Consider the following 19,454-nt stretch of genomic DNA (forward strand, 5'->3'; position numbering starts at 1 on the left):
GACCGGCCACTCAGGCTGCCTCTTGCGAGTTGCTGCCCGAATTGGTACCAGCAGCCGAGTCAGCAGAGTCAGCGCGCGTGCGGCCCAACCCCTTCTTCTTCAGGTGTACCAACAGTAGCGAGATGGCAGCCGGCGTCACGCCGGAGATGCGCGAGGCCTGGCCCAGCGTTTCCGGACGATGCTGGTTCAGCTTCTGGCTGACCTCGAAGCCCAGGCCGCGTACCTCGGTGTAGTCCAGCCCCTCCGGCAGGCGCGTCGACTCGTTGGCTTCCAGCTTGTCGACCTCGGCCGCCTGGCGGGCGATATAGCCGTGGTATTTGATGCCGATCTCGATCTGCTCGCGAATCTGTTCGGCCAGCATGGCGTCGGCATCCAGCGGCGTCTCCGGCGCATGGCGGCCGCCCTGCAGCGCCATCAGCGACTCATAGCGAACTTCCGGCCGGCGCAGCAGGTCGGCCAGGCTGTACTCGCGCTCGATCGGCTTGCCCAGCAGCGGCACGGCGTCTTCGGCCGGCAGCATCGCCGGGTTCACCCAGGTGCTCTTCAGGCGCTCTGTTTCACGTGAAACAGCGTCGCGCTTGCGGTTGAAGGCATCCCAGCGCCCATCGTCGACCACGCCCAGTTCGCGGCCGACTTCGGTCAGGCGCATATCGGCATTGTCTTCACGCAGGCTCAGGCGGAATTCCGCGCGGCTGGTGAACATTCGGTACGGCTCGGTCACGCCACGGGTAATGAGGTCGTCGACCAGCACGCCCAGGTAAGCCTGGTCGCGGCGCGGTGTCCAGGCGTCACGTTCGCGCACGTAGCAGCCGGCGTTGATACCGGCCAGCAGGCCCTGCGCGGCGGCTTCCTCATAGCCGGTGGTGCCGTTGATCTGCCCGGCAAAGAACAGGCCGCGGATTGCCTTGCTCTCCAGCGAGGCCTTCAGGCCACGCGGGTCGAAGTAGTCGTACTCGATCGCATAGCCGGGGCGCAGGATGTGCGCGCTCTCCAGCCCGCGGATCGAGCGCACCAGTTCCAGCTGCACATCGAACGGCAGGCTGGTCGAGATCCCGTTCGGGTAGAACTCGTTGGTGGTCAGGCCCTCGGGTTCCAGGAAGATCTGGTGGCTTTCCTTGCTGGCAAAGCGATGGATCTTGTCCTCGATGCTCGGACAGTAGCGTGGCCCTACCCCTTCGATCACGCCGGTGTACATCGGCGAGCGGTCCAGCCCGCCGCGGATGATGTCGTGGGTGCGGCTGTTGGTATGGGTGATCCAGCACGGCAGTTGCTGCGGGTGCTGCTCCGGGCGACCCAGGAAGGAGAACACCGGCACGGGGTCCAGGTCGCCGGGCTGCTCTTCCATCACCGAGAAGTCAATGGTGCGGCCGTCGATGCGCGGCGGCGTACCGGTCTTCAGGCGCCCTTGCGGCAGCTTCAGGTCCTTCAGGCGCGCCGACAGCGACACCGCAGCCGGATCGCCGGCGCGGCCGCCGGTGTAGTTGTCCAGCCCCACGTGGATCTTGCCGTCCAGGAAGGTACCAGCGGTCAGTACCACCGCGCGGGCGCGGAAGGCAATGCCGACCTGGGTCATGGCGCCGACCACGCGGTCGCCCTCGACCATCAGATCGTCCACCGCCTGCTGGAACAGCATCAGGTTCGGTTGGTTTTCCAGCCGGGTACGGATCGCCTTGCGGTACAGCACGCGGTCCGCCTGGGCGCGCGTGGCGCGCACGGCCGGGCCCTTGCTGGAGTTGAGGATGCGGAACTGGATGCCGGCCTCGTCCGTGGCGGCAGCCATGGCGCCGCCCATCGCATCCACTTCCTTGACCAGGTGCCCCTTGCCGATGCCGCCGATGGACGGGTTGCAGCTCATCTGGCCCAGCGTCTCGATGTTATGGGTCAGCAGCAGCGTCTGGCAGCCCATGCGGGCGGCCGCGAGCGCAGCTTCAGTGCCGGCGTGACCACCACCGACGACGATGACATCGAACTCTGTTGGGTAAAGCATGGGACACCTCCTCCGGGAGGCTGGCGGGAAAATTCAGGAATGCCGAATTATAGCGGCAATCGACTGGGGGCTTTTCGATGGTATCCATGTTTCACGTGAAACATGGCGTCGGCGGTACCCGAGGAGTCGTTCCGAAACCACGCTATGTTCCACGTGAAACAAAAAGGCCGGGCACAAGGCCCAGCCGATGTTTCACGTGGAACAAACGCCTCAGAGTTGGGTGCGGATATAGGCCGCAACCTGCTCAGTTAGCTTGCCAAGGTCGCGCTGCAGCGTGGCGAATCCGCCATTGCGCTCCCGGCTAACGTCGTCCATGTACAGCGGACGCCGGATCTCGATCTGCAGGCTATTGCGCCGCTCGGCCGGCCGCCCGATCTGGGCAATCAGCTGCACGCCCTTGTAGGGATCATTGCAGGCCACCGCGTAGCCCATGCCGCGCAACTCCCCTGCTATCAAGTCGACCAGCCCCGGCTCGCACGTGGTGCCGTCCCGGTCGCCGAGCACAAAGTCCGCCAGGGGATGCGGGCTGTCGATCTTGAGGCGCTCATAGGCGTTGTTCGGCATCGAGTGCAGGTTCAGGTGCCACACCGCGCCGAAACGCTGCCAGGCGCCCTCCACCGCCTCGGCCAGCGCAGCATGGTACGGCCGGTAGTAGCGGTCGATACGGGCCTGCACTTCGGCCACCGACAGGCGGCGGTCGTAGATCGGCGTGCACGCATCGACCCGGCTCCAGATCAGGCCATAGCCCAGCTGCGTCTTCGGGCCCGGGGCCAGCGCGGTCGGCCAGGGGCCGTCGAGCTGGTCCGGGTCGATATCGTCGGCCATCCGGTTGGGATCGATATAGACACGCGGGAACGTCGCCGCCAGTAGCGTACCGCCTGCGGCCGGCACAGCATCCCACAACGCATCGACGTGCGTATCCTCGCCGCCACGCAGGCGGGCCGCCGGGATGGCGGCACCGAAGTCCGCCGGGTATGCGGTACCGCTGTGCGGCGAGTCGCACACCAGCGGCAGCGCCTCCCCTTCCGGCAGGCGCACGAGCACCGGGGGCAGCGCGGCGGTCTCGTTGGTCGTCGGGTTCGTCACTTCAGCCATGCCTCAGTCCAGCTTGATATCCGCCGCCTTGGCCACGCGGGCATAGCGCGCCATGGCCTGCTGGATCTGCGCCTTGAACTGCTCGGGCGTGGTCGGCACCAGCGTGCCGCCCGACTCGTCGACCTTGCGCTTGAACTCCGGGTTCTGCATGGCCTTGTGGATGGCCTGGTTCAGCCTGGCGACGATCGCAGGCGGCGTATTCGCCGGCGCCACGATGCCGAACCAGCCGCCATCGCCCATGTCCTTGAAGCCCAGTTCGGCGTAGGTCGGCACGCCGGGCAACTGTGCCGAGCGCGACGCGCCCAGCACCGCCAGCGCGCGCAGCTTGCCCGATTTCACATGGGGCAGCGTGGACGACAGGTTGTCGGTGATGGCATTGACCTGCCCTGCCACGGCGTCATTCAGCGCCAGGCCGGCGCCCTTGTACGGCACATGCAGCAGGTCGATCTTGGCCAGCATCATGAAGTTCTCGATGTTGACGTGCCCCAGCGAGCCGGCGCCTGGCGAGGCAAAGCTGTATTTGCCCGGGTTGGCCTTGGCCAGCGCGACGAACTCCTGCATGGTCTTCGCCGGCACGCTGGGATGCACCGCGAACACGCTGGGGATCGCTACCACGTTGGTGACGGGGGCGAAGTCCTTGACCGGGTCGTACTTCAGCCTCGGGTACACCGCGGGGTTGGAACCGTGCGTGCTGACCGTGGCCATGCCGATGGTGTAGCCGTCCGGCGCGGCATTGGCCACCTGCTCCATGCCCAGCGAACCGCCAGCGCCGCCCTTGTTCTCGACCACGATGGACTGGCCAAGCTCACGCCCGGCAAATTCGGCCACCAGGCGCGCCGAGAGGTCGGTGGAGCCGCCTGCCGCGAACGGCACGATCAGGCGGATCGGGCGCGTCGGGTAGTTGGCCTGCGCGAAAGCGCTGCCGGCAAACGCCAGCGTGGCAGCGGCGGCGGTACCGGACAGCAGCAGCTGGCGGCGGGTCATCCTGGCTCGGATCATGGGGATCTCTCCTGTTGGTTTTGTGCAATGAACCGGGCGAGTGTCAGCCGTTTACCGGGTCGACACAAACGACTATATTGCACGTTTGCATTACCAAAGATCATCCTGTGCAGCCGCCCTGGCTGCCCTGCCCCGCCATGCGGCTGCGTTCCCCATCGATGTCTGAGTTGCACGCCTTCGCCGCCGCGGCACGGCTGGGCAGCTTCACCCGTGCGGCCGAGCTGCTGTGCGTGACGCAAGGGGCCATCAGCCGCGCCATCGCCCGGCTCGAAACGCATTTCGGCCAGCCACTGCTCCAGCGTAATGCCCATCGGCTGCTGCTGACGGACGCCGGCAAGCAACTGCTGGACGCAGTGGCCGAGCCGCTGGCCGCAATCGAGAACGCCAGCGCCGCCCTGCTCGCCGGTGACCGCCGGCACCACCTGACGTTGTCGGTCGTGCCCACGCTGGCCAGTGTCTGGCTTGTGCCGCGGCTGCCTGACTTCCACCGTCGCCATCCGGACATCAGGCTCGACTTCGTGCCATACGAGCGCGATGAGGACTTTTCTAGCCCGGCCCCCGATGCAGCCATCCTGGCGGGCGAAGCCGGCAAGTGGCCGGGCCTGCTGGTCGACTATGTGGTTGGGCGTGAAATGGTGCCGGTCTGCCACCCGGAACGCGCTCGCGCGCGTCGCGCGGCAGGCCAATGGCAGTCGCCGGCTGAGTTGCTGCAGGAGCCCCTGCTCTATCACACCACCGCGCCGGCGAACTGGCAGAACTGGCTGCAGGCTGCGGGCGTACCTAGCGCTGCGCCGACGTTATCCACAGGTTTCGACCAGGTTTCGATCCTGATCCAGGCGGTGCGCGCGGATATGGGCGTAGCAGTGCTGCAGCGCTGCCTGTTGCGCGATGAACTGGCCGCCGGCCGCGTGGTAGCACCGTTCGACCTGCCAATTACGCTGATGCGCGGCTATTTCCTGTGTGCCCCCAAGGAACGGCGCGATCATCCGGCGCTGAACCGCTTTCGGGAGTGGCTGTTGGAAACGGCAAAGCATGATACCAACGTCGATGCTGCATAATATGCAGCGGATCACTGATGATCTTCGCAAAGCTAGACATATCATTCATTTGATTGATTAATTTCGCAAATTCATGCTTATGTAAGATACGAACAGCCGAATTTCTGACCCTGAAATTCATACAACGAATTTTTCTGTACCCAGTTCAGCGCATCTGGCATTTGCGCCCCCTGAACCCATCCCGAATTCGGTTATCCCCAAAGTTATTCACAGGAAAAATAAAAAAGGGCCTGCAGCCGCAGGCCCTCATTCATCCGGCAATCGCCGCGACGTTTACGCCGCTTTCTTTGCCAATCCAAGGTAAGTCTCGATCACCTTTGGATTCGCCGCCAGCTCATCCGCCGGCCCTTCCATCGACATATCCCCGGTCTCGATCACATAGCCATAGTCCGCCACCTGCAGCGCGGCACGCGCGTTCTGCTCGATCAGCAGGGTCGCCACGCCCGTCGTGCGCAGGTTGCTGATGATGTGGAAGATCTCCTTGACGATCAGCGGCGCCAGCCCCAGGCTGGGTTCATCCAGCATCAGCAGTTGCGGCTTGGCCATCAGCGCGCGGCCCACCGCGAGCATCTGGCGCTCGCCGCCGGACAGCGTGCCCGCCTCCTGTCGCGCGCGCTCGCGCAGGCGCGGGAACAAGTCATAGACCACATCCATCTGGTCGAGATAGTTCTTCTCGCCCGCGCGCTTGCGGCGGAAGGCGCCAAGCTGCAGGTTGTCCTCCACCGTCATCGACGCGAACAGCTCGCGCTTCTCCGGCACCAGGCACATGCCGCGCGCGACGCGCCCCTCCACCGGGATGCCGGCCATGTCGTGGCCGAGGTAGCTGACCGATCCGCTTGACGAGCCGTTCACCGGCAGCGCGCCCATGATCGCATTGAGCATGGTTGACTTGCCGGCCCCGTTGGGGCCGATCACGGTGACGATCTTGCCGGCTTCCACCTTCAGGTTGGCGCCGTGCACCGCCTCCACCTTGCCGTAGCGGACGTGGAGGTCCTTCACTTCGAGAATCAGGCTCATGTCGGGTCCTTACTCCACGCCACCGAGATAGGCTTCCAGTACCGCGGGGTTCTTCTGCACTTCCTCGGGCACGCCCTCGGCAATGCGCGTGCCAAATTCCATCACCACCAGCCGGTCGGTCAGGTTCATCACGAAGTCCATGTCGTGCTCGACCAGCAGCACGCTCATGCCCTCGCCCTTGAGCTTGCGCAGCAGCTCGGCCAGCGCCTGCTTCTCCTTGTAGCGCAGGCCAGCCGCAGGTTCGTCGAGCAGCAACAGCGCCGGGTCGCAGCACAGCGCGCGCGCGATCTCCAGGATGCGCTGCTGGCCCAGCGCCAGGCTGCCGGCTTCCATGTACATGCAGTCGGCCAGGCCTACGCGTTCGAGCTGGCGCTTGGCCTCGAACAGCAGCTTCTCTTCCTCGGCCTTGTTCATGCGCAGGATCGCAGCGGAGACACCGCCCTGCGCGCGGAAATCGCCGCGCAGGTGCGCGCCGATGGCGACGTTCTCCAGCACCGTCATGGTCGGCAGCAGGTGCACATGCTGGAAGGTGCGGCCGATGCCGCGCTTGACGATCTCGCGCGACGGCAGGCCCGAGATCACCTCGCCACGATAGCGCACTTCGCCGCGCGTGACTGGCAGCACGCCCGTCACCAGGTTGAAGGTGGTGGACTTGCCGGCGCCGTTGGGACCGATCAGGCCGATGATCTCGCCGGCCCGTACCTGGAAGCTGACATCGTTCACCGCGACCAGTCCGCCGAACTCCTTGCGCGCGGCGCGCACGTCCAGGATCAGCTCGCCGGCCTCAGGCTTCTGCCGCACGGCCAACGCCTCGGCTTGCGCCGGTGCCAACACCGCCGGGCCCGAAGGAAAGAGACGACGCAGGAACGGCCAGATGCCATCGCGCGCGTACTGCAGCAACAGCACCAGCAGCACGCCGAAGACGATGATCTCGAAGTTGCCGTTGGCACCGAGCAGCTTGGGCAACACGCCCTGCAGCACGTCCTTCAGGATGGTCAGGATGCCTGCACCCAGCACCGCGCCCCACACGTGGCCCACGCCGCCAACCACCGCCATGAACAGGTACTCGATGCCGTAGTTCAGCCCGAACGGCGTCGGGTTCACCGCGCGCTGCAGGTGCGCATACAGGAAGCCCGACACGCACGCGAGGATCGCCGCCACGACGAAGATCACCACCTTCATCCACGCCGTGTTCACGCCCATGGCCTCGGCCATCACGCCGCCGCCCTTGAGCGCGCGGATGGCCCGGCCCAGGCGCGAGTTCAGCAGGTTCTGCGTCGCCAGCACGGACACCAGTACCACGGCCCAGATCAGGTAGAACATCGAGCGGCCCGACTGCAGCTCGATGCCAAGGAACGACAGCACCGGGATGCCGTTCAGCCCGTCATACTTGCCCAGGAATTCCAGGTTGCCGAACAGGAAGAACAACGACAGGCCCCACGCGATCGTCGCCAGCGGCAGGTAATGCCCGGACATGCGCATCGTGATCAGCCCGATCACATAGGCCGAAGCGACCGTGATCACCAGCCCCACCAGCAGCCCGAACCACGGCGACAGCCCGAACTGCGTAGTCAGGTACGCGGTGCTGTACGCTCCCAGCCCCACGAAGGCGGCCTGTCCGAACGAGGTCATGCCGCCCACGCCGGTCAGCAGCACCAGCCCGATCGCCACGATGCTGTACAGCCCGATGTAGTTGCCCAGCGTGATCCAGAATTCCGGCGTGGGCAGTACCGGCAGCAGCACCAGCACCACGATAAACGCCAGCACCAGCACCCGGTTGCGGTTCAGGCGCGCGCGGCTGCCTGCCTCGGTTCCGGCCACGGCCGCCTGCTTGTCGGTCAGCATGGTCATGGCTTATTCCTCCTCCTCGACATGCTTGCTCGTCAGCGAGCGCCACAGCAGCACCGGGATGATCAGTGTGAAGACGATAACCTCCTTGAACGCACTGGCCCAGAAGGACGAATAGGATTCGAGCAGCCCCACCAGCAGCGCACCCAGTGCTGCGACCGGATAGCTGACCAGCCCGCCGACGATGGCCCCGACAAAGCCCTTCAGGCCCACCAGGAAGCCCGACTCGTAATAGACCGTGGTCAGCGGCGCGATCAGGATGCCGCACAAGGCACCCATCGCCGCGGCCAGCGTGAACGACAGGCGCCCCGCCTGCGTGGTGCCGATGCCGACCAGGCGCGCGCCCAGCCGGTTCACCGCGGTCGCGCGCAGCGCCTTGCCCTGCAGCGTGCGCTCGAAATAGAAGTACAGCGCGCCAATCAGCAACGCCGACACGCCCACCACCCACAGGCTCTGCCCCGAGATGCTGAGCGCGCCCACGTCGAAGCGCGCATCAGAGAATGCCGTGGTCCGCGATCCTTCCGCACCGAACATCACCAGCCCCAGCCCCACCAGCGCAAAGTGCACGCCGACCGAGACGATCAGCAGCACCAGCGTGCTGGCCTCGGCCAGCGGCTGGTACGCCAGCCGGTACAGCATCGGCCCGAGCGGGATGATGATCAGCAGCGTCAGCGCGATCTGCGCCAGCATCGGCAGTGGCTGCGCGCCATACTGCTGCGCCATCCAGTGCACCGCGAGCGGAAACACCAGGTACTTGCCGGCCAGCACGCCCAGGCGCTGGCCCAGCGTGCGCCGCAGCTCGGCGCTGCGCAGCACGGTCACGGTTTCATAGAGGAAGGTGAGCACGCCCATCGCCAGCAGCAGCCAGCTGGTCTGTGGCGCGTGCCCCGCCTGCATCGCCGCCAGCGTCAGCGCGCCGTAGGCCACGAACTCCCCTTGCGGGATGAAGATGACGCGGGTCACCGAGAACACCAGCACCAGGGCCAGTGCCAGCAGCGCGTAGATCGCGCCCGAGGTGATGCCGTCCTGCGCCAGGATGGCAGCGATAGATAAGTCCATTGTCTCCCCGTGTCGTAGAAATACCTGCCTGCATCGAAGGGGGCCGACAGGGCGCTGAGCGCGTTGGGATTACGAAATAGTAAACGGATTGCCCATAGCGCAAATACAGGGCAACCCTAACGACCCCACGCTCAGGATGGCGCCAGGCCGTGCGTCGTGCAATCCGCATCGGGCAAAAAAAAGCGCATGGCCGAACCATGCGCTTGTGCTGCGTCCCGCCTTAGCGAAGCGATGCGGTGAATGAAAGCGCTGCCAGCCCTACTTCGTCAGCAGCTTCCACTTGCCGTCGACGATCTGCACCATCACGCGGGCGCGCTGGTCGAAGCCGAGGTGGTCGGTGGCGCTCATGTTCATGATGCCGTGCGAGACCGGCAGGTTCCTGGTCTGCTCCATCGCGTCGCGCAGCGCCTTGCGGAATTCCTTGGTGCCGGGCTGGCCCTTCTTCAGCGCTTCGGGGATGGCGTGCTGCAGGATCAGGCCCGCATCCCAGGCATGGCCGCCGAAGGTCGAGACCTGCCCGCCGAACGCCTTCTCATAAGCGGTCTTGTAGGTCATCGCCGGCTTCTTCACCGGGTTGCTGTCAGGCAGCTGCTCGGCCACCAGCAGCGGACCGGCCGGCAGGAAGGTGCCTTCGCAGTCCTTGCCGCACACGCGCAGGAAGTCCGCATTGGCCACGCCGTGGGTCTGGTAGATCTTGCCCTTGTAGCCGCGCTCCTTCAGCGTCTTTGCCGGCAGCGCAGCGGGCGTACCCGAGCCTGCGATCAGCACGGCGTCGGCGTTGGCGCTCATCATCTTTAGCACCTGGCCGGTCACCGAGGTATCGGTGCGGGCAAAGCGCTCGTTCGCGACCACCTTGATCTTGCGCATGTCCGCCACCTTGGCGAATTCCTGCGCCCAGCTATCGCCATAGGCATCCGCGAAGCCGATAAAGGCCACCGTCTTCACGTTGTTGTTGCCCATATGCTCGGCAATGGCGGTAGCCATATGCGAGTCGTTCTGCGGCGTCTTGAAGACCCAGGCGCGCTTGGCGTCCATCGGCTCGATGATGCGGGCCGAGGCAGCCATGGTGATCATCGGCGTTTCGCTCTCGGAGACCACGTCGACCATCGCCAGCGAGTTCGGCGTCACGGTGGAACCCACCACCACGTCGACCTTGTCTTCGCTGATCAGCTTGCGGGTGTTCTTGACCGCGGTGGTGGTGTCGGAGGCATCGTCGAGCACGATGTACTCGATCTTCTTGCCCCCCACTTCCTTGGGCATCAGCGTGAAGGTGTTCTTTTCCGGGATGCCCAGCGAAGCCGCCGGACCCGTGGCCGATACCGTGACCCCGACCTTGACCTGTGCGTGGGCTGCGCCGAGAACCAGGCTGAGGCTGGCCGCCGCGATTGCCAGCAGGCTGGCGCGCTTGAAATCCATCTTGTCTCCTTCGGTTCCTGAAACGGAAAGGCATCCGTCCGGCGTCCGCCGGCGGATGCCCCTTTTCTAGTGACCCCTCGGGTCTGACGCAGGCACATCGCTGGCGCCCGCGCTACAGCCAGGAACGATGCGACATCGTTCCGCTTCTCCCGTCCGCACCAGCCCCCGGACTTGGCGCTTCCGTCATTCACCGACCGCACGGTCGGGAATGCGGATCGAGTCTATCACAGCGTTTTGGCGCGAAAAGGGAGGATTAACCCGCATCGCGCCACGGCGCAGGCCCTGGCCGGATCAACGCAGGAACGCATCCCACGCCGTCTTCAGGATCAGCGCGCTCACCACCACGATAAACACCTTGCGCACGAAGGCGCTGCCATGCCGCAGCGCCAGCCGGCTGCCCACCTGGCTGCCGGCAACGTTGGCCACCGCCATCACCAGCCCCAGCTGCCACCAGATATGGCCCTTGCTGGCCAGCAGCAGCAACGCCGCCAGGTTGGTGGCGAGGTTGACCAGTTTGGTCGAGGCCGCCGCGTGCAGGAAGTCATAGCCGAACACGCGCACGAACACGATCATCAGAAAGCTGCCGGTGCCGGGACCGAACACGCCGTCATAGAAGCCGAGCACCGCGCCGGCCAGCAGCGCGGCCAGCCGTTCGCGCCCGCCCGACAGCGTGGGCGCGTGCTCCGTACCCAGGTCCTTCTTGGCGACCGTATAGACCAGCAGCACCACCAGGATAAACGGCAACGCCTTGCGCATCGGCTCGGCCGGGAGCATGGTCAGCGCCCAGGCGCCGGCCATCGAGCAGATAAAGGCCGCCACCACCGCCGGCGCGGTAGCACCCCAGTAGATGCGCACGCTGCGGCCGTAGCGCAGTGCCGCGTTGGCGGTGCCCGCGATCGACGCGACCTTGTTGGTGCCGAGCAGCGTGGCCGGCGACATGCCGGGATAGGCCGAGAACAGGGCCGGGATCTGTACCAGGCCACCGCCGCCGGCAACCGCATCGATCAGGCCGGCGAGAAAGGCGGCAACCGCCAGGAATGCAAATTCCATCATTGCAGGAAACGGGAAAGCGAGAAGGGAGAAACGGAGGGGAACGTCAGGCGCGCGGCCAGGCGTGCCGGCTCAGCCGAGCACCTTGGCGGCGGGCACCAGGCCGCGATGCCACATGCCGCTGCCGTGGGGGCTGAAGCCCGCTGGCGGGCCACCCTTCCCCGACACCAGCGCGGTCACCAGCGCGGGCGCCAGCAAGGCGTGGCGGATGCCGTGGGCGCGGCCCCAGTCGGCCAGCGTGTCGCAGCAGGCCTGCAGGCACGTCCGGCCGGCCTCGGGCGGCAAGCCGGGGCGTACCCACCACTCCGTCGCACAGGCCACCAGCCCGGCAAGGTCCAGGCTCGGCACCAGCGCCACCGGCAGGCAACCCAGCACATCGTCCGGCGCCGCCCCGTGCGCGATCAGGCAGATGCCGCGCCCGGACTGGGCCAGCAACTCATCCAGCATCAGCCGGCGCGCGCGGGCGGCGGGCACCGGCAGCGGCTGCACGACGTCCAGCCAGGCCGCCAGTATGGCCGCATCGGCACCCAGCCCGAGGCGTACCAACCCCTGCGGCGCGGGTGAGCCGGGACCACCGGGGGTGTCTGGGGAATCGGGAGAGTCAGGAACGGCGGGCATGGCGGGCAACGGAGAGCGCCCGCATTGTCTCACGCGGCAGGGGGCCAGGTGATGCCGATGCGGCATGGATGCCCCAGGATGGGGCGAATGCGACACAGGCGCGGAGGGAAGCCCAAATGAAAAAAGCGTTGCCGAGGATCACCCGGCAACGCCCTTTATTTATAACGCTGCTACCCGACACCGGGTGCGCGCCTGTCGTCTCCTCGCTTCCGCCTCCATTTAACCTGCGAAAACCGTATATGGAATGTAACGAAGCGGTGCATCGAGGACAAGCTAGAAAAAACCCTAGCCCCAGATTCGGGCATGTCGATCGGCGGTCACTCCTGCTTGCGACCGAAGCGCGCCAGCAGCTCGCCCATGATGCCACGGCGGAAGGTCAGCACGCAGATCACGAAGATCACGCCGGTCACCATCGTCACCGACTCGCCCAGCGTATTGAACCAGCCGAAGCCCGTGGTCGATGCCAGGAAGCTGCCGATGTCGCCCAGCTTGTTCTCCAGCGCCACGACCACGAAGGCGCCGACGATCGGGCCCGACAATGTGCCCAGGCCGCCGACCAGCGTCATCAGGATCACCGAGCCCGACATCGACCAGTGCACGTCGGTCAGCGTCTCGAAGCCCAGCACCAGCGCCTTGATCGAACCGGCCAGCCCCGACAGCGCCGCCGACAGCACGAAGGCGGTCAGCTTGAAGCGGTCGACGTCATAGCCCAGCGAGATCGCGCGCGGCTCGTTCTCCTTGATCGCCTTCAGGATCTGGCCGAACGGCGAATGCACCGTGCGCACGATCAGCGCGAAGGCCGCGACGATGATCACCAGTGCCACGTAGTACAGCGTCAGGTCACTAGACAGCGACAGCACGCCGAACAGCTTGCCGCGTGGGATGCCCTGCAGGCCGTCCTCGCCGCCGGTGAACGGCGCCTGCAGGCAGATAAAGAACAGCATCTGCGCCAGCGCCAGCGTGATCATCGAGAAGTAGATGCCCTGCCGGCGGATCGCCAGCGAGCCCACCACGTAGCCGATCAGAGCGCCGGTGGCCGTGCCCAGGATCAGGCCGATCTCCGGCGTCACGCCCCAGGCCTTCATCGCCTGGCCGGCCACGTAGCCGGCGCCGCCGAAAAAGGCCGCGTGCCCGAACGACAGCAGGCCGGTATAGCCGATCAGCAGGTTGAAGGCGCATGCAAACAGCGCGAAGCACAGCACCTTGAGCACGAACACCGGATAGGCGCCCGCCAGCGGCGCGGCAACCAGTGCCAGCAACAGCAATCCGTACAACAGTTTCTTCTGCACGCCTTGTCCCTTTCCTGCCTGGCCTGCGTTGGCCGCCACCGGCGTTTGCGTCGATGATGTGGATGGTGCGCTCATCACTTCTCCTTCCCGAACAGCCCGGCCGGGCGCAGCAGCAGCACGATCACCATGATGAAGAACACCACGGTCGACGATGCTTCAGGATAGAACACCTTGGTCAGGCCCTCGACCACGCCCAGCCCCAGGCCGGTCAGGATCGAACCCATGATCGAACCCATGCCGCCGATCACCACCACCGCGAACACGATGATGATCAGGTTCTGCCCCATCAGCGGCGAGATCTGGATCACCGGAGCAGCCAGCACGCCCGCAAACGCGGCCAGCGCCACGCCGAAGCCGTAGGTCAGCGTCACCATCAGCGGCACGTTGACGCCGAAGGCCTCGACCATCTTGGGGTTCTCGGTGCCGGCGCGCAGGTAGGCGCCCAGCTTGGTCTTCTCAATCACGTACCAGGTGGCGAAGCACACCACCAGCGACGCCACCACGACCCACGCGCGGTAGTTGGGCAGGATCATGAAGCCCAGATCGGTCGCGCCCTGCAGCGCGTCCGGCGTCGAGTACGGCAGCCCCGACACGCCGTAGATCGAGCGGAAGATGCCCTCGATCACCAGCGTAATGCCCAGCGTCAGCAGCAGGCCATAGATATGGTCGAGCTTGTAGATCCAGCGCAGCATGGTCTTCTCGATCACCACGCCCAGCGCGGCAACGACCAGCGGCGACAGCAGCAGCATGATCCAGTAGTTCAGCCCGGCGTACTCCATGCCCATCCAGGCCAGTACCGCACCGAGCATGAACAGCGCGCCGTGCGCGAAATTGATGACGTTGAGCAGGCCGAAGATGACCGCGAGGCCCAGGCTCAGCATCGCATAGAAAGCGCCGTTGACCAGCCCCAGCAATAGCTGGGAGAGCATGGCAGGCAAGGGGATTCCGAAGATGTCCATGAGCATCGATTGCTGGTGGGGTCTCCCCTCTTCCGCGAGCGGGAGAGGGGTTGGGGGAGAGGGCCGGCGCGGAAGGGGCTACGAACTTCAACGATGGCGCCGGCATTGGTCACGCCGCGCCGCGTCTACCGGCGTCGCGCTCCGGCCGACGCCCGCCCTCTCCCCCTGCCCCTCTCCCGCAAGCGGGAGAGGGGAGCAAACCGTCGCAGGCCTGCTGCGTCTTACTTCTTCAACATCGCGCACTTCGAGTCGGCCACCGTGGTGAAGGCCTGATCGCCCGGGATGGTCGCCACCACCTTCAGGTAATCCCACGGCTTCTTCGATTCGGCTGCCGTCTTCACCTGCATCAGGTACATGTCGTGGATGCCGCGGCCGTCCTGGCGGATATAGCCCTTGGTGTAGAAGTCGTTGATCTTCATCTTCTTCAACTCAGCCATGACCTTGTCCGGGTCGTCGGTCTTGGCCGCTTCCACCGCCTTCAGGTAGGTGCTGGCCGCCGAGTAGTCCGCCGCCTGCAGGCTGCTCGGCATCTTCTTCATCTTGCCGAAGAAGCGGTTGGCGAACTTGCGGGTGTCGTCGTTCATGTCCCAGTACCAGCTGTCGGTCATCAGCAGGCCTTCGGTGTTCTTCAGCCCCAGGCTGTGGATGTCGTTGATGAACATCAGCAGGCCGGCGATCTTCATCGACTTGGTGATGCCGAATTCCTTGGCCGCCTTGATCGCGTTGATGGTGTCGCCGCCGGCGTTGGCCAGGCCCAGGATCTGCGCCTTGGACGACTGTGCCTGCAGCAGGAACGAAGAGAAATCCGATGCCGACAGCGGATGGCGCACCTGGCCCGCCACCGTGCCACCGCTGGCCTTGACCACCGCCGCGGTGTCACTTTCCAGCGAATGGCCGAAGGCGTAGTCGGCGGTCAGGAAGAACCACGACTTGCCGCCCTGCTTGACCACCGCGCTGCCGGTGCCCTTGGCCAGCGCCACCGTGTCATAGGCGTAGTGCACCGTGTACGGCGAGCACTCTTCGTTGGTCAGGCGCGCGGTGCCGGCGCCGATGTTGATGTAGACGCGCTTCTTCTCCGAAGCCACTTTGTTCATCGCCAGCGCGGTGCCCGAGTTGGTGCCGCCCAGCAGCAGGTCCAGGCCCTGTTGATCCATCCATTCGCGCGCCTTGGAGGCGGCGATGTCGGCCTTGTTCTGGTGGTCGGCGGAGACAATCTCGATGGGCTTGCCCAGCACCTTGCCGCCGCGGTCCTCGATCGCCATCTTGATGGCTTCCAGGCCACCCGGGCCATCGATGTCGGCGTACAGGCCCGACATGTCGGTGATGTAGCCGATCTTCACGGTGTCGCCCGACACCTGGGCAACGGCGCTGAAGGAAACCGCACCCATGGCAATGGCCGCCATCGCGGCCGCGAGCCGAGTCTTTTTCATGTCTATGTCTCCTGATTTGCGGCGGCATGCGCGCCACCCGTTCCTGCCAAACAGCAACCAATGATCCGTGCGGATCAGACCCCGAGCAGTTCGTGCAGCACCGGCATCTTGGCCTGCAGCTCATTGGCCGCGAAGCGCTCGACGATGCTGCCATGCTCCATCACGTAGAAGCGGTCGGCCAGCGGCGCGGCGAAGCGGAAGTTCTGCTCCACCATCACCACCGTGTACCCCTTCTGCTTGAGCATCAGGATCATGCGCGCGAGCGCCTGCACGATCACCGGTGCCAACCCTTCCGAGATTTCATCGAGCAACAGCAGGTTGGCACCCGTGCGCAGGATGCGCCCGACCGCCAGCATCTGCTGCTCGCCGCCGGAAAGACGCGTGCCCTGGCTCTGGCGGCGCTCCTTCAGGTTCGGGAACATCTCGTAGATATCCGCCTCGCTCATGCCCTTGCTGGTGTCGGCGCCCTTGAGCACGGGCGGCAGCATCAGGTTTTCTTCGCATGAGAGGCTGGAGAAGATGGCGCGCTCTTCGGGGCAATAGCCAATGCCGTAGTGCGCGATCTTGTGCGTGGGCAGGCTGATGGTTTCATGGCCATTGACCTTGATCGAGCCCTTGCGCGCCCCCGTCAGGCCCATGATCGCGCGCAGCGTGGTGGTGCGACCGGCGCCGTTGCGGCCCAGCAGCGTGACCACTTCACCGCGGTTCACCGTCAGGTCCACGCCGTGCAGGATGTGCGATTCGCCGTACCAGGCCTCCAGGCCCTTGATTTCGAGGGCAGGTGTATTCGATGTCGTCATGTCGTGCCCCTCAGTGCGCGCCTTGCAGTTCCGCGTCGACGGTACCCATGTAGGCCTCCATCACGCGCGGGTCCTTCGACACTTCAGCGTAAGGGCCCTCGGCCAGGATCGCGCCGCGCTGCAGCACCGTGATCTTGTCCGCGATCGACGACACCACGCTCATGTTGTGCTCCACCATCAGGATGGTGCGGCCCGCCGAGACCTTCCTGATCAGCTGCGTGACGCGGTCCACGTCCTCATGGCCCATGCCCTGCGTGGGTTCGTCCAGCAGCATCAGCTCGGGCTCCATCGCCAGCGTCGTGGCGATCTCGAGCGCGCGCTTGCGGCCGTACGGCAGGTTCACCGTGACGGTGTGCGCGAACTCGGTCAGCCCGACCTGCTCGAGCAGCTCCATGGCGCGGTCGTTGAGCACGTTCAGCGAGCGCTCGCTGCGCCAGAACTGGTACGCGGTGCCAAGCTGGCGCTGCAGGCCGATGCGCACGTTCTCCATCACCGTCAGGTGCGGGAACACCGCCGAGATCTGGAAGGAACGGATCACGCCGCGGCGCGCGATCTGCGCGGGCTTCTCGCGGGTGATGTCGATGCCGTTGAATAGGATGGTGCCGGTGGTCGGCTCCAGGAACTTGGTGAGCAGGTTGAAGCAAGTGGTCTTGCCCGCGCCGTTGGGCCCGATCAATGCATGGATCGACCCGCGTCGCACCCGCAGGTTGACGTCGCTCACTGCCGTGAACCCCTTGAATTCCTTGGTGAGGTTCCGCGTTTCCAGGATGGTTTCCTGCTGGTTCATGTCTCCTGCCCGCCCTCTTGCTGAACTGCCGGGGTGATGCCCGGCACTGACAATGGTCCGAACCGGCCTGGTAGGCCCTTGGTGCCGCGTTTTCCGTCAGGCCGGCCGCTCCTGCGGCCTGCCTGCGGACTTCTTATCTGTGCGCGGGGCGGCTCCCGCTGGTGCCTGGCGACTGGCTAGCATGTGCTGCCGCCGCACCCTGTGAGGCGTCTATTGTGTGCGCCTGTTGCATCGCAAAACATCGGGGTTTGCACTATGAAACATGAACCAAGTGTCAGTTTTTTTGCAGGCGCACATGAGCAGGAGGCGCCACCTGGCCGACGCCGCCTGCCTGCCTGACTTTCTGCTGCGACGCCGCGCCCCATCAGGCGCTCTCCACCGCCGCTGCCGGCGCCGGAGCTGCAATCTCCTGCGTGTCCGCCGCGCGCCGGCGATCCTCGCGGATCATGTCGCTGGCGCGCTCGGCAATCATGATGGTCGGAGAGTTGGTATTGCCCGAGGTGATCAGCGGCATCACCGAGGCATCGACCACGCGCAGGCCCTCGATACCCAGCACGCGCAGTCGATGGTCCACCACCGCCGTAGGATCGTCGGCGCGGCCCATCTTGCAGGTGCCCACCGGATGGAAGATGGTGGTGCCGATATTGCCGGCGGCTTCGGCCAGCTCCGCGTCGGTCTGGAACGCGGGGCCCGGCAGCCATTCCTCGGGCTGGTACGGTGCCAGCGCGGGCGAGGCCACGATGCGGCGCGTGAGCCGTATCGAATCGGCCGCGACGCGCCGGTCCGCTTCCGTCGACAGGTAGTTCGGCGCGATCGCTGGCGCCTGGCGGAAGTCCGCGCTGCCGATATGCACGCTGCCGCGCGAGGTCGGCCGCAGGTTGCAGGCGCTGGCGGTAAAGGCGTTGAACGCGTGCAGCGGGTCGCCGAACTTGTCCAGCGACAGCGGCTGCACGTGGTACTCGATATTGGCGCGCGCCTGCCCGGGGTCCGAGCGCGCGAACGCGCCCAGTTGCGACGGCGCCATGCTCATCGGCCCGCTCTGGTTGATGGCGTATTGCACGCCGATACAGAACTTGCCCCACAGGCTCGCCGCGCGGGTGTTGAGCGTGCGCACGCCGTTGACCTTGACCACCGTGCGCAGCTGCAGGTGGTCCTGCAGGTTCTCGCCCACGCCGGGCAGCGCGTGCCGCACCGGGATGCCCAGCGCGCCCAGACGCTCGGCCTGGCCGATGCCGGAGAGTTCCAGAAGTTGCGGCGTATTGACCGCGCCCGCGGCAAGGATGACCTCGAGCGTGGCCGCTACCGTATGCGGCTGGCCGCCGCCGACGTAGTTCACGCCGTTGCAACGGCGTCCGTCGAAGGTCAGGCCGCTGACCTGCGCGCCGGTGACGATGGTCAGGTTGGGCCGCTCCGAGGCGCGCCGCAGGAAGGCCTTGGCCGTATTCCAGCGGATGCCGCGGCGCTGGTTCACTTCGAAATAGCCGACACCGAAGTTGTCGCCGCGGTTGAAGTCCTCGGTGCGCGGGATGCCCGCCTGCTCGGCCGCATCGGCAAAGCGCTCCAGGATGTCCCAGCGCAGCCGCTGGCCTTCCACGCGCCACTCGCCGCCGGCGCCATGGAAGTCGCTCGGGCCGCGGTGATGGTCCTCGCTGCGCTTGAACAGCGGCAGCACGTTGTCCCAGCGCCAGCCGTCATCGCCGGTGAGCCGCGCCCACTCGTCATAGTCCTCGCGCTGGCCGCGCATATAGATCATGCCGTTGATGGATGAGCATCCGCCCAGCACGCGCCCGCGCGGATAGCCCAGCGAGCGGCCGTTCAGTCCGGCTTCCGCCTCGGTGCGATAGAGCCAGTCGGTACGCGGATTGCCGATGCAATACAGATAGCCGACCGGGATATGGATCCAGTGGTAGTCATCCTTGCCGCCGGCTTCCAGCAGCAGCACCTTGACGTCCGGGTCCTGCGTCAGGCGGTTCGCCAGGACACAGCCGGCCGAGCCGGCGCCCACGATGATGTAGTCGAATGTCTCCATGGCTCTTTTGGTT

16 protein-coding genes are annotated in these 19,454 nt (G+C 65.7%); 1 reads left to right on the plus strand and 15 read right to left on the minus strand.

Features of this window, described 5'->3' with window-relative positions; translation table 11 throughout:
• Window positions 1-10: 10 nt before the first annotated feature.
• The 3 genes from mnmG to ABNX08_RS20655 form a co-directional block, all read right to left on the minus strand.
• Complete coding sequence (mnmG, locus tag ABNX08_RS20645; RefSeq protein WP_349604372.1) at window positions 11-1,987, minus strand: tRNA uridine-5-carboxymethylaminomethyl(34) synthesis enzyme MnmG; 1,977 nt, start codon at window positions 1,985-1,987, stop codon at window positions 11-13.
• Between the two features lie 210 nt (window positions 1,988-2,197).
• Window positions 2,198-3,082, minus strand: a complete 885-nt coding sequence (locus ABNX08_RS20650; RefSeq protein ID WP_022537009.1) for an N-formylglutamate amidohydrolase — start codon at window positions 3,080-3,082, stop codon at window positions 2,198-2,200.
• A gap of 3 nt (window positions 3,083-3,085) precedes the next feature.
• Window positions 3,086-4,081, minus strand: coding sequence for a tripartite tricarboxylate transporter substrate binding protein BugE (locus tag ABNX08_RS20655; RefSeq protein WP_022537010.1), 996 nt, complete (start codon window positions 4,079-4,081; stop codon window positions 3,086-3,088).
• Between the two features lie 137 nt (window positions 4,082-4,218).
• On the opposite strand from ABNX08_RS20655, the gene ABNX08_RS20660 reads away from it, so the two are divergent.
• Window positions 4,219-5,139 (plus strand): LysR substrate-binding domain-containing protein, encoded by a 921-nt coding sequence (locus ABNX08_RS20660; protein WP_349604456.1) that lies wholly within the window; start codon window positions 4,219-4,221, stop codon window positions 5,137-5,139.
• A gap of 273 nt (window positions 5,140-5,412) precedes the next feature.
• On the opposite strand, the gene ABNX08_RS20665 is transcribed toward ABNX08_RS20660, so the two are convergent.
• The 12 genes from ABNX08_RS20665 to ABNX08_RS20720 all read right to left on the minus strand — a co-directional run bounded on the left by ABNX08_RS20665 (window position 5,413) and on the right by ABNX08_RS20720 (window position 19,441).
• Window positions 5,413-6,156, minus strand: a complete 744-nt coding sequence (locus tag ABNX08_RS20665) for an ABC transporter ATP-binding protein (protein ID WP_022537012.1) — start codon at window positions 6,154-6,156, stop codon at window positions 5,413-5,415.
• Between the two features lie 9 nt (window positions 6,157-6,165).
• Window positions 6,166-8,007: an ATP-binding cassette domain-containing protein gene (locus ABNX08_RS20670; protein ID WP_374063631.1), complete on the minus strand. Its 1,842-nt coding sequence runs from the start codon at window positions 8,005-8,007 to the stop codon at window positions 6,166-6,168.
• Between the two features lie 3 nt (window positions 8,008-8,010).
• Window positions 8,011-9,063: a branched-chain amino acid ABC transporter permease gene (locus ABNX08_RS20675; protein WP_022537014.1), complete on the minus strand. Its 1,053-nt coding sequence runs from the start codon at window positions 9,061-9,063 to the stop codon at window positions 8,011-8,013.
• Between the two features lie 258 nt (window positions 9,064-9,321).
• Complete coding sequence (locus ABNX08_RS20680) at window positions 9,322-10,479, minus strand: ABC transporter substrate-binding protein (protein ID WP_349605718.1); 1,158 nt, start codon at window positions 10,477-10,479, stop codon at window positions 9,322-9,324.
• A 291-nt stretch (window positions 10,480-10,770) separates the two neighbouring features.
• Entirely contained in the window at window positions 10,771-11,529 is a 759-nt protein-coding gene (locus ABNX08_RS20685) for a TSUP family transporter (RefSeq protein ID WP_041681180.1), read from the minus strand.
• 72 nt (window positions 11,530-11,601) lie between these two features.
• The gene (locus tag ABNX08_RS20690) at window positions 11,602-12,147 is read right to left on the minus strand and encodes a hypothetical protein (protein ID WP_041681181.1); all 546 of its coding nucleotides are present in this window, start codon (window positions 12,145-12,147) and stop codon (window positions 11,602-11,604) included.
• A gap of 317 nt (window positions 12,148-12,464) precedes the next feature.
• Window positions 12,465-13,511, minus strand: a complete 1,047-nt coding sequence (locus tag ABNX08_RS20695; RefSeq protein WP_022537018.1) for a branched-chain amino acid ABC transporter permease — start codon at window positions 13,509-13,511, stop codon at window positions 12,465-12,467.
• Window positions 13,511-14,395: a branched-chain amino acid ABC transporter permease gene (locus tag ABNX08_RS20700; protein ID WP_010811285.1), complete on the minus strand. Its 885-nt coding sequence runs from the start codon at window positions 14,393-14,395 to the stop codon at window positions 13,511-13,513. Before ABNX08_RS20700 ends, ABNX08_RS20695 begins: the two co-directional genes overlap by 1 nt.
• A 221-nt stretch (window positions 14,396-14,616) precedes the next feature.
• Window positions 14,617-15,825: an ABC transporter substrate-binding protein gene (locus ABNX08_RS20705; RefSeq protein ID WP_022537020.1), complete on the minus strand. Its 1,209-nt coding sequence runs from the start codon at window positions 15,823-15,825 to the stop codon at window positions 14,617-14,619.
• Between the two features lie 74 nt (window positions 15,826-15,899).
• Complete coding sequence (locus tag ABNX08_RS20710) at window positions 15,900-16,625, minus strand: ABC transporter ATP-binding protein (protein ID WP_022537021.1); 726 nt, start codon at window positions 16,623-16,625, stop codon at window positions 15,900-15,902.
• 10 nt (window positions 16,626-16,635) lie between these two features.
• Window positions 16,636-17,412 carry an ABC transporter ATP-binding protein gene (locus ABNX08_RS20715; RefSeq protein WP_022537022.1) on the minus strand — a complete coding sequence of 259 codons (777 nt, stop codon included), beginning with the start codon at window positions 17,410-17,412 and terminating at the stop codon, window positions 16,636-16,638.
• A 364-nt stretch (window positions 17,413-17,776) separates the two neighbouring features.
• Complete coding sequence (locus ABNX08_RS20720) at window positions 17,777-19,441, minus strand: GMC family oxidoreductase (RefSeq protein ID WP_022537023.1); 1,665 nt, start codon at window positions 19,439-19,441, stop codon at window positions 17,777-17,779.
• Window positions 19,442-19,454 lie beyond the last annotated feature (13 nt).

Origin of the sequence: Cupriavidus sp. DF5525 (assembly GCF_040149425.2) — a bacterium.
Taxonomy (GTDB): domain Bacteria; phylum Pseudomonadota; class Gammaproteobacteria; order Burkholderiales; family Burkholderiaceae; genus Cupriavidus; species Cupriavidus pickettii_A.

Bases quoted from the DNA above. Each gene is read 5' to 3' on its own strand.
- mnmG (WP_349604372.1), bottom strand. From the start codon at position 1,987: ATGCTTTACCCAACAGAGTTCGATGTCATCGTCGTCGGTGGTGGTCAC.
- ABNX08_RS20650 (WP_022537009.1), bottom strand. From the start codon at position 3,082: ATGGCTGAAGTGACGAACCCGACGACCAACGAGACCGCCGCGCTGCCC.
- ABNX08_RS20655 (WP_022537010.1), bottom strand. From the start codon at position 4,081: ATGATCCGAGCCAGGATGACCCGCCGCCAGCTGCTGCTGTCCGGTACC.
- ABNX08_RS20660 (WP_349604456.1), top strand. From the start codon at position 4,219: ATGCGGCTGCGTTCCCCATCGATGTCTGAGTTGCACGCCTTCGCCGCC.
- ABNX08_RS20665 (WP_022537012.1), bottom strand. From the start codon at position 6,156: ATGAGCCTGATTCTCGAAGTGAAGGACCTCCACGTCCGCTACGGCAAG.
- ABNX08_RS20670 (WP_374063631.1), bottom strand. From the start codon at position 8,007: ATGACCATGCTGACCGACAAGCAGGCGGCCGTGGCCGGAACCGAGGCA.
- ABNX08_RS20675 (WP_022537014.1), bottom strand. From the start codon at position 9,063: ATGGACTTATCTATCGCTGCCATCCTGGCGCAGGACGGCATCACCTCG.
- ABNX08_RS20680 (WP_349605718.1), bottom strand. From the start codon at position 10,479: ATGGATTTCAAGCGCGCCAGCCTGCTGGCAATCGCGGCGGCCAGCCTC.
- ABNX08_RS20685 (WP_041681180.1), bottom strand. From the start codon at position 11,529: ATGGAATTTGCATTCCTGGCGGTTGCCGCCTTTCTCGCCGGCCTGATC.
- ABNX08_RS20690 (WP_041681181.1), bottom strand. From the start codon at position 12,147: ATGCCCGCCGTTCCTGACTCTCCCGATTCCCCAGACACCCCCGGTGGT.
- ABNX08_RS20695 (WP_022537018.1), bottom strand. From the start codon at position 13,511: ATGAGCGCACCATCCACATCATCGACGCAAACGCCGGTGGCGGCCAAC.
- ABNX08_RS20700 (WP_010811285.1), bottom strand. From the start codon at position 14,395: ATGGACATCTTCGGAATCCCCTTGCCTGCCATGCTCTCCCAGCTATTG.
- ABNX08_RS20705 (WP_022537020.1), bottom strand. From the start codon at position 15,825: ATGAAAAAGACTCGGCTCGCGGCCGCGATGGCGGCCATTGCCATGGGT.
- ABNX08_RS20710 (WP_022537021.1), bottom strand. From the start codon at position 16,625: ATGACGACATCGAATACACCTGCCCTCGAAATCAAGGGCCTGGAGGCC.
- ABNX08_RS20715 (WP_022537022.1), bottom strand. From the start codon at position 17,412: ATGAACCAGCAGGAAACCATCCTGGAAACGCGGAACCTCACCAAGGAA.
- ABNX08_RS20720 (WP_022537023.1), bottom strand. From the start codon at position 19,441: ATGGAGACATTCGACTACATCATCGTGGGCGCCGGCTCGGCCGGCTGT.